Raw genomic sequence first — 9,384 nt, 5'->3', positions numbered from 1 at the left:
GCCGTCCTGGCCGCAGACGGTCTGGCAAGGTTGCCCAGCCATCTGCACCTTCAATTCGAAGTTCAGTTAACCAGCAAGTTTAGCTTTGCGCCGAATTTATCGCCTTTACCTAAAGGGTATTGCGGCGCCCCAAGCCTATTTCAACCAGGTTCAACCGCGCTTTATTTTTTTTTCTTCACGAACTTCATCAAGCGGCGTTTCTTCGCCTTCTGGCGATCGCTGAGCTTGTTTTTCTTGCCCGCGTACGGGTTATCACCAGTACGGAATTCAATTTTTACCGGAGTACCGTGCAGGTCCAACGCCTTGCGATAGGTCTTTTCCAGGTAGCGCACGTAGTGGTTGGGCACCTGTGCGGTCTGGTTGCCGTGGATGACGATCACCGGCGGGTTCTGGCCACCGGCGTGGGCGTAGCGCAGCTTGATGCGGTGGCCATTGACCAGCGGCGGCTGGTGCTCACTAACCGCCCACTGCAGGATACGCGTGAGGTGGTTGGTGGACAGTTTATCCGTGGCGGACTGATAGGCGTCTTCGATGGACTTGTACAGGTTGCCGACACCGGTGCCGTGCAGCGCGGAGATAAAGTGAATATCCGCGAAGTCCACAAAGCGCAGGCGGCGCTCCAGTTCGGTTTTTACGAAGTCGCGATGGTCCGGGTCGAGACCATCCCATTTATTCAGTGCCACGACCAGTGCGCGACCGGCCTGGATGACGCTGCCCATCAGGTGCAAGTCCTGGTCCACCAGGCCTTCGCTGGCGTCGATCACCAGCACCACGACATTGGCGTCTTCCACCGCCTGCAGGGTTTTGACGATGGAGAATTTCTCCACCGATTCCTTGACGTTTTTACGGCGGCGGATACCGGCGGTGTCGATGATCGTGTAGGGCTTTTCATCGCGGGTGTAGTTGATATACACGCTGTCGCGGGTAGTGCCGGGCTGGTCGAAGACCACAACGCGGTCTTCCCCCAACAGACGGTTGACCAGGGTGGACTTGCCCACGTTGGGACGGCCGACGATACCGATCTTGATACCTTTGGCCTCGTCTTCTTCTTCCGCGTCTTCCGGCGCCGGCAGGCCTTCGACCAGGCGTTCCATCAGCGAGCGCACACCGCGACCGTGGGTGGCGGTAGTTGGGAAGAGCTCGCCGATACCGAGCTCGTAAAACGGAGCCAGGGCGATATCCGGGTTTACCCCGTCGACCTTGTTGGCCACCAGGATCGTGGGCTTGGAACGAGTGCGCAGGCGCTCGGCGATCATGTCGTCGGCCGGGGTCAGGCCGGCGCGACAATCCACCAGGAACAGCACGAAATCCGCCTCTTCGATGGCCTGCATGGATTGCTGGGCCATGGCGGCGTCGATGCCCTCCTCGTCGCCGCTGATACCGCCGGTGTCCACCAGGATCATCTTGTGGCCCTCGAATTCCGCTTCCCCGTATTTGCGGTCGCGGGTAAGGCCGGCATAGTTGGCCACGAGGGCATCACGGCTTTTGGTAAGCCGATTGAACAGGGTGGATTTACCCACGTTGGGGCGCCCTACCAGGGCAATTACAGGCAACATAATCGGATCTACTCAGGGCAAAACAGTTTTGCCAGAAATACGAACGCCCGCAGGAGTGCGGGCGGTTCAGGTTCGCCTGCCAGGCAGGCGCCTAAAGCGGGCCCGAAGGCCCACCAGATATCTGTGGATCAGCGCTGCAGGCGCAGTGCGACCAGCTCGCCGTCATCGGACAGCGCGAATAGCAGGTCACCATCGGCCAGCAGCGGAATGCGCACCGGATCGCGGTCGATACGGGTACGACCCACGAAGCGACCGCTGGAGGGATCCAGGGCGTGCAGATAACCGTCGAGGTCGCCCACGACCACCACGTCACCAAAATACGCCGGACCGCTCAATTGTCTACGCAGCAGCTCGCTGTTGGTCCACTGAATTTGCCCATTACCCACATTGTAGGCGTGGACACTGCCATCGGCGCCGCTCAGGAAAACCTGGCCCGCACCCACGGCCACTCCGTGGTTGGTTGAGGCGTCGCGCGCCCAGAGACCACGACCATCTTCCCGCGACAGGGCCACTGCGCGCCCCTGATAGCTGGCGGCGAATACCAGATCACCACGCACCAGTGGCGTGCCGTCGATATCCACAACCCGGTCAAGCTCCGCAGAGCCCTGGGGAATCGCCACACGCTGCTCCCAACGGGTAATACCGTCGGCAGCACTGAGGGCGATCAGCTTGCCGTTATCCAGGCCCGCAAAAACCACGCCCGCAGAAATCACCGGGCTGGCGGTACCGCGCAGGGTCAGCACGGGCAGTACCGTATTGTGGCGCCAGCGCTGCTCGCCAGTGCTCGCATCCAGACCCAGCAATTTGCCGTCAACGGTCTGTATCACCACCATGCCCGACCCTACAGCGGGAGTGGCGACTACCTCGCCACCCAGCTGGGTTGACCAGCGCTGGCTGCCATCATTCAGGTCCAGGGCAACCACGCGGCCGCGGTAATCGGCAACAACCGCAATACCGAGACCGACGCCAACACCACCGCCGATGGACTGATCGATATCCACTTTCCACAGGCGCTTGCCGCTGGCCCGATCAAAGGCGTAGACATCACCATCGCTATTGGCGGCGATCACCTTGCCGTCAATGATGCCGGGCTTGAGCATGGCGTAACGCAGTGCGTCGATGTCGCCGATATTCTGCGACCAGACTTCGCGCAGCTGCACGCTTTCGCTGATTTCAGTCAGCTCTACGGGATCGGTGTCTTCCTTTTCATCGTTGGAAGCACAGGCGCTGATCACTGCGGCCAGTGCAACGGCTGCAATCCGGTTAAGCGCCTTGCCCGCACCTGTGCGCGCGGCTATGTGAGTCCCTATCATTGCGCATCCTTCTCTGTTTCTGCGTCAGCTTCTTCAGCGGCAGGTTCGTCCTGTGCATTGTCGTCGTCAGCCTGAGGCGCTTCGCCAAGGCCTTCAATTTTCAGGTCCAGCAGGCGAGAACCGGCAGCCTGTTCCGGCAGCAGCTGTGCACGCGCTTCTTGGTACGCGGCGCGGGCAGCGTCTTTATCGCCCTGCTGAACCAGGATATCGCCGCGGGTTTCCGCGTAAAGTGCAGCAAAAGCCGGCGGCACATCGCCCTTCAGCAGCGCCAGTGCTTCATTGGTTTCACCGCGGGCCGCCTTGACGGAAGCCAGGCGACGCTTGGCAACGAGCTTCAGTGCATCGTCACTGCTGTTATCCACAACCCACTGCAGTTCTTTGGCGGCAGTTTCCAGGTCGTTCTTTTCCGCAGCCAGCGCAGCCAGCTGCAGGGAGGCCTGTGCGGCGTAGATACGCTTGGCGTAGTCGTCTTTCAGCTCGCGCGCGAGGGACTGGGCGGTTGTCAGCTGCTTGTTGTCCGGTTTGCCTTCATTGGCAGAAACCGCTTCAACAAACCCCTGATAGACGTTGGACGCCGCTTCAGCATCGCCGCGCTCCTTGCCCTGCCACCACTGCCAACCAAAATACGCGGCCAGTGCCAGCACAATACCGGTGACGATGCCGGAACCATTTTCTTTCCACCAGCGTTTGATCGTTTCAATCTGTTCTTCTTCGGTCAAATGGTCAGCCATTTCTTATTCGCCTTATTCTTAAATCCAATTCGTAAATTCAGTCTTGCAATGCTTTTCTGTGCTGCCTTCAGGCCTGAAGGATTTTCGCCAGTTCCGCCAGGGCAACGGTCTGTTGCTCGGCGTCGGCGCGCAGGGATTTGACAGTCACCTGCCCTGCCGCAGCTTCGTCTTCGCCAATGATCAATGCGAAATCTGCATTGCTCTTGTCGGCCTTCTTCATCTGGCTCTTGAAGCTGCCGCCCCCACAGTGGGTCTGTAGCCGCAACCAGGGCAGCTCGCTACGCAGTTGCTCCGCCGCCGCCAGGGCCGCGGATTGTACATCACCCACTGCGACCAGATAGGCGTCGACCTGCTGATCCAGCGTGTCCGGCAGTACTTCCAGAGTTTCCAGCAGCAGTACCAGGCGCTCAACACCGAGGCCAAAGCCCACCGCCGGGGTGGGCTTGCCACCCATTTGTTCGACGAGGCCGTCGTAACGTCCACCGGCACATACAGTGCCCTGGGCGCCGAGGCTGTCGGTCACCCATTCGAAGACGGTCTTGCCATAGTAGTCGAGGCCACGCACCAGGCGCGGATTTACCTCATAAGCCACTCCGGCCGCATCCAGGAATGCCCGCAGCTGGTCAAAGTGCGTGCGGGATTCCTCATCGAGGAAGTCCAGTAGACAAGGAGCCTCAGCCAGCAGTTCCTGAGTCTGGGCATTTTTACTGTCGAGAATACGCAGCGGGTTGCGCTCCAGGCGACGCTGGCTGTCTTCGTCCAGCTGATCCTTGCGCGCAGACAGATATTCCACCAGCGCATCGCGGTAGGCCGCGCGGCTTTCGCTGTTGCCCAGGGAGTTCAGCTGCAGGGAGACATGTTCGGCAACGCCCAGTTGCTTCCAGATGCGCGCGGTCATCATCAGGATCTCGGCGTCGATATCCGGACCCTCGATACCAAACACTTCCACGCCAAACTGGTGGAACTGACGCAGACGGCCCTTCTGCGGCCGCTCGTAGCGGAACATGGGGCCGAAGTACCACAGGCGCTGGGGCTGGATCAGCAGGTTGTTCTGGATCGCCGCACGCACGGTGCCCGCGGTGCCCTCCGGACGCAGGGTAACGCTGTCACCACTCTTGTCATCGAAGGTGTACATTTCCTTTTCGACGATATCGGTAGCCTCACCCACCGCGCGGGCGAACAGCTGTGTCGCCTCCAGCATCGGGGTGCGAATTTCACTGTAGCCGTAGCGGGCAAACAGTTCGCTGAGAGTACTTTCCACGTATTGCCACACCGGCGATTGGGTGGGCAAAAGATCGTTCATGCCGCGGATGGCGCGAAGTTGTTTCAACGGTCGTCCTTAATAGCTGTTATATCGTTGTGCCGGCAATGGCCAGCATCTCGAATCATTCGGTAGTTTCTTTGGCGATAATCTGGGCTTCCTGCGCTTCCTTGGCCGCGGCTTTATCGCGGATCAATCGCTCCAGGTCATCAACCAGATTGTCATTCTTGAATTTGCGGTCCGGCTGACCGTCCACGTAAATCGCGTGGCTCGGGGTACCACCAGCGAGGCCGATATCCGCCTCTTTCGCCTCGCCCGGGCCGTTTACGATGCAGCCGATCACCGCCACATCCAGCGGCGTGGTGATATCTTCGAGACGGGTTTCCAATTCATTCATGGTTTTCACCACGTCGAAGTTCTGGCGCGAACAGCTGGGACAGGCAATGAAGTTGATGCCTTTGGTACGCAGACGCAGGCTCTTGAGCAGATCCCAGCCCACTTTCACCTCTTCTACCGGATCTGCAGCCAGGGACACCCGCAGGGTATCGCCGATACCGTCCAGCAGCAGAGCGCCAAGACCGATGGCAGATTTCACGGTACCGGAGCGCAGGCCGCCGGCTTCGGTGATGCCCAGGTGCAACGGCTGCTCGATCTGGGTAGCCAGCTTCCGATAGGCAGCGGTCGCCATAAAGATGTCCGACGCCTTTACGCTCACCTTGAAGTCCTGGAAATTCAGGCTGTCGAGAATGTCCACGTGGCGCAGGGCGGATTCCACCAGTGCGTCCGGGGTAGGCTCGCCGTATTTTTTCTGCAGGTCCTTTTCCAGGGAGCCTGCATTCACCCCGATTCGAATCGGGATATTCAGGTCCCGCGCCTTGTCCACCACCGCACGGATACGCTTTTCGCGACCGATATTGCCCGGGTTGATGCGCAGGCAATCCACGCCCAGGTCAGCGACCCGCAGGGCGATGCGGTAGTCGAAATGGATATCCGCCACCAGCGGTACATTAACCTGCTTCTTGATCTCGCCGAAGGCCTCCGCAGCGTCCATGGACGGCACGGAAACCCGCACGATATCCGCGCCTGCTCGCTCCAACCGCTGGATCTGATCCACGGTCGCGGCGACATCGCAGGTCTCGGTGTTGGTCATGCTCTGCACCGAGATGGGTGCTCCACCGCCGACCGGCACATTGCCCACCATGATCTGGCGCGAGACGCGGCGAACTATGGGTGACTCGAATTGCATAGAGAGAACCTGCGTTGGCTATTGAGCGGGTTGATACCGATGGTCAAAAACGGGGAGGATTATAGAGAGATTGGGCGCAAACCTACAGAGGCTGCGCCCATGGAAGAGGATCGTAAAATGGCGCTATCAGCCGCCCACGGTGAGCTTGCGGGTGCGGCGGTTGCCCAGAGGAGCACTGTCCACCACTTCCCCGGCGTAGCTGACGGTCGTCGCGGCCGCATTACCCAGCATCAGGCTGAACGGGGCCTGCCCCTCCAGCTCAACGGTGGAGCCGGCTGGCTGAAGCTTGGCCAACAGCTTATTGCCCGCGGCATCAGTGACTTCCACCCAGGATTCCTCACTGAAGGAGAGCGCCAGCGCTGCGCTGGATACGGCACCGACCGGGGCCTCATCGACCATGCTCGACGCTTCCTGCTGAACCGCGGGCTCTTCCACCGCAGCCACAGGCTCGGGAACCGGCGCTGCAACGGGCTGCGCAGCCATTTCTGGTACTGCAGGCTCCTCGACAGACTCTTCTACCCGGGAGTCTTCACTCGCAAGGTCAGCAACATCCGCCAGCTGCACGTCGGTTTCCGGCACCGCCTTTTCCGCGGCGACGTCCATATCTGCACCGGCTACAGACAGCGTCTGCGCATCCAGTGCACTGTCAGACTCCGCCATATCCTCAGCGATATCGTCCACTTCGGCAGCGGCGGGCTCTTCAACTACGCCCTGGGATGCCTGGTTCGCAATCGCTGGTGCCGGCATGGCACCATCGTTACCGCGCATTTCGAACCACCAGTAGCCACCGGCAACAGCAACAGCCACCACCAGAAGCATTGGGCCAGACATGGACGCCCCGCTTCCGGAAACACTACCGCCCATGACGGCCCCCTTGGGTGGCTGCGCCACGCGCGGCGCTTCCGCAGGGACCTGTCGCACAAAGGCATCCAGCGCAGCGGTTTCGTCAATCCGCAGTTCTTTACAGACGTTGCGAATATAGCCGCGCACATAGGTGGCGCCTGGGAAAACGTCAAACGCATCCCGCTCCAGGGCTTCCAGGTTTTCAGTAGTCATGCACAGACGGCGGGCCAGCTCCTCACTGGTCATCCCCGCCTGTTCGCGGGCCGCGGTCAACAGGGCGCCGACGGACACAGCCGTGCTTTCCGTGTTCTGGGTTTCTTCCTGTTCGGGCATCGGGTTACTGCTGCTCATTTTCGGCCATCATCTGCTGGTATTTCAGGGTCTCCGCCGAGTACGGAAAGAGATTCTTCAGCGCCAGGGCATAACTCCTTTCCTTGTCCCGATTGCCAAAGATTTTTTCAATACGGATTCCCAACCACAGGGACTGTGGAATCTGCCGGCTCTTCTCGCTGAACCGATCCAGATAATGCTTGGCCTGGGTGTAATCCTGCTTTTCAAATTTCAGCTCAGCCAGCTCCAGCAGCGCCACGGGCAGGTCTGAACTGAGCGCCAGCGCCTTTTTGAATGCGCTCTCGGCGCCATCCAGATTGTGCAGCCTCAGCTCCGCGCGGCCGAGATTGGCCAGGGCATAGGAACGGCGATTGTAGGTAAGATCTTCGGAAGCGGTGAGAAATTGGTCCCGGGCCTCCTGGTAGCGCTCCTGCTGATACAGGAATGCTCCGTAGTTCACCCGCCCCATGGAGAAGCTGCGGTCGTAGCGCAGGGCTTTCTTGAAGTGGGATTCAGCCACCGCGATCTCGCCATCGGCTTGATACAGCAATGCGAGGCCGTGATGGGCCTGGGGATCTTTTTTACCCAGCTTCAGGGCTTCCTGAAAGTGATGACGGGCCATCTCGCGATTGTCGCCACCGCTCTGCAGGTAGCGCAGCCCCAGCTGTACGTGGGTTTCACGGGCCTTGTCGAGATCGACCTGTCTGCCACCGGGACCAGTGGTTACACACCCTCCCAGCAGCACAACGAGAAATCCGGCAATAATGGCCGGACTGGAAATTCTTGCTAACACGAGCCTCACCTTGTTGTTATCGGGTGCGTACTACCAGCGCACGCCGGGTCCCTTCGGCGAAGCGAGATGCAAAGATCAGACCTGGTTCAGGATTTTCACCGGGCGTTCGGCGTTGCGGTAGCGCTCCGAACGACGGGTGCGGTCATTCACCTGACCGGCCAACTGACCACAGGCCGCTGCGATATCATCGCCCCGGGTGGTACGCACGGTTACGGTATAGCCTTTGTCCAACAAAATCTGTTGAAAACGTCGCAATGCGTTGTTGCTGACCCGTTGATAGTCGGACAGCTCAAACGGATTGAAGGGTATCAGATTTATCTTTACTGGCACATCGCGCAGCAGTTCTGCCAGCTGCTCCGCGTGCTCCGGGCGGTCGTTCACCTCCCGGATCATGGTGTACTCAATAGTCATCTTGCGATGATTGTCCGGCATGTTCTCGATGTAGCGCTTGGCGCTGTCGAGCAGCATGGCGATCGGGTACTTCTTGTTGATCGGCACCAGCACGTTGCGCAGCTCGTCGTTGGGCGCGTGCAGGGAGATTGCCAGGCTCACATCGGTCACCTCTGCCAGGCGATCCAGAGCCGGCACCACACCGGAAGTGCTCAGGGTGACCCGACGCTTGGAAATGCCGTAGGCATTGTCTTCCATCATCAGATTCATAGCGTCGACGACATTGTCGAAATTGAGCAGGGGCTCACCCATGCCCATCATCACCACGTTGGTCACTTTGCGCGGACCGTTGGGCTGCAACTGCCCGAAGGACTTACACGCAATCCACACCTGACCGATGATCTCCGCCGCTGTCAGGTCCCGGTTAAAGCCCTGCTTGCCAGTGGCACAGAAGCTACAGTCCAGGGAACAACCCACCTGCGAAGAAACGCACAGGGTGCCGCGGTCACCGTCGGGAATGTAGACGGTTTCGATCACATTGCCGCCGGACACCTCAATCAGCCACTTGCGGGTGCCATCGGCAGAGTCCATCTGTTTCAGGACTTTGGGAGCCCGAATTTCGGCAATCTCAGCCAGCTTGGCACGCATGGCCTTGCTGACATTGGTCATCTGCTCGAAATCGTCCACGCCATTCTGGTGGATCCACTTGAGCACCTGCACTGCGCGGAAACGCTTTTCGCCCAGACTGGCAAAGAAGTCCGTGAGCTTGTCGACGGACAGGCCCAGCAGGTTCACTTTTTCGGTCTGTACAGTTTCAGATTGTGCAGTCTGTACGTCGCTCATGGATTCACCTTGCACCGCTCGGGGTGCGAATATTGATTACGCAGCAGGAGCCTGCAAGACAGGCCCCTGCGGGGTTAA

8 protein-coding genes are annotated in these 9,384 nt (G+C 59.6%); all 8 read right to left on the bottom strand.

The window, feature by feature from the left end; translation table 11 throughout:
* Positions 1–161: 161 nt before the first annotated feature.
* The 8 genes from der to rlmN all read right to left on the bottom strand — a co-directional run bounded on the left by der (position 162) and on the right by rlmN (position 9,306).
* Positions 162–1,556, bottom strand: a complete 1,395-nt coding sequence (der, locus tag B4U49_RS08840) for a ribosome biogenesis GTPase Der (protein WP_078084219.1) — start codon at positions 1,554–1,556, stop codon at positions 162–164.
* A 128-nt stretch (positions 1,557–1,684) separates the two neighbouring features.
* Positions 1,685–2,869 (bottom strand): outer membrane protein assembly factor BamB, encoded by a 1,185-nt coding sequence (gene bamB / locus B4U49_RS08835; RefSeq protein WP_078084217.1) that lies wholly within the window; start codon positions 2,867–2,869, stop codon positions 1,685–1,687.
* Positions 2,866–3,600 carry a YfgM family protein gene (locus B4U49_RS08830; protein ID WP_078084216.1) on the bottom strand — a complete coding sequence of 245 codons (735 nt, stop codon included), beginning with the start codon at positions 3,598–3,600 and terminating at the stop codon, positions 2,866–2,868. The genes bamB and B4U49_RS08830 overlap by 4 nt, the downstream gene beginning before the upstream one ends.
* A 67-nt stretch (positions 3,601–3,667) precedes the next feature.
* The gene (gene hisS / locus B4U49_RS08825; protein WP_078084215.1) at positions 3,668–4,930 is read right to left on the bottom strand and encodes a histidine--tRNA ligase; all 1,263 of its coding nucleotides are present in this window, start codon (positions 4,928–4,930) and stop codon (positions 3,668–3,670) included.
* Positions 4,931–4,985: 55 nt separating this feature from the next.
* On the bottom strand, positions 4,986–6,107 hold the full coding sequence (gene ispG / locus B4U49_RS08820) for a flavodoxin-dependent (E)-4-hydroxy-3-methylbut-2-enyl-diphosphate synthase (protein ID WP_078084213.1): 1,122 nt from the start codon (positions 6,105–6,107) through the stop codon (positions 4,986–4,988).
* Between the two features lie 126 nt (positions 6,108–6,233).
* Positions 6,234–7,301, bottom strand: coding sequence for a RodZ domain-containing protein (locus B4U49_RS08815; protein WP_078084212.1), 1,068 nt, complete (start codon positions 7,299–7,301; stop codon positions 6,234–6,236).
* Positions 7,288–8,073: a type IV pilus biogenesis/stability protein PilW gene (gene pilW, locus B4U49_RS08810; protein ID WP_078084211.1), complete on the bottom strand. Its 786-nt coding sequence runs from the start codon at positions 8,071–8,073 to the stop codon at positions 7,288–7,290. The genes B4U49_RS08815 and pilW overlap by 14 nt, the downstream gene beginning before the upstream one ends.
* Before the next feature lie 75 nt (positions 8,074–8,148).
* Complete coding sequence (gene rlmN / locus B4U49_RS08805) at positions 8,149–9,306, bottom strand: dual-specificity RNA methyltransferase RlmN (RefSeq protein ID WP_078084210.1); 1,158 nt, start codon at positions 9,304–9,306, stop codon at positions 8,149–8,151.
* Positions 9,307–9,384: the final 78 nt, after the last annotated feature.

The organism is Microbulbifer mangrovi (assembly GCF_002009015.1).
Taxonomy (GTDB): Bacteria; Pseudomonadota; Gammaproteobacteria; order Pseudomonadales; family Cellvibrionaceae; genus Microbulbifer; species Microbulbifer mangrovi.
Note: the sequence above shows the minus strand (reverse complement) of the source record. Positions and strands in the feature narration are given on the sequence as shown.

Coding starts and splice junctions, on each gene's coding strand:
- bamB (WP_078084217.1), bottom strand. CDS start 2,869: ATGATAGGGACTCACATAGCCGCGCGCACAGGTGCGGGCAAGGCGCTT.
- B4U49_RS08830 (WP_078084216.1), bottom strand. CDS start 3,600: ATGGCTGACCATTTGACCGAAGAAGAACAGATTGAAACGATCAAACGC.
- B4U49_RS08815 (WP_078084212.1), bottom strand. CDS start 7,301: ATGAGCAGCAGTAACCCGATGCCCGAACAGGAAGAAACCCAGAACACG.
- rlmN (WP_078084210.1), bottom strand. CDS start 9,306: ATGAGCGACGTACAGACTGCACAATCTGAAACTGTACAGACCGAAAAA.
- der (WP_078084219.1), bottom strand. CDS start 1,556: ATGTTGCCTGTAATTGCCCTGGTAGGGCGCCCCAACGTGGGTAAATCC.
- ispG (WP_078084213.1), bottom strand. CDS start 6,107: ATGCAATTCGAGTCACCCATAGTTCGCCGCGTCTCGCGCCAGATCATG.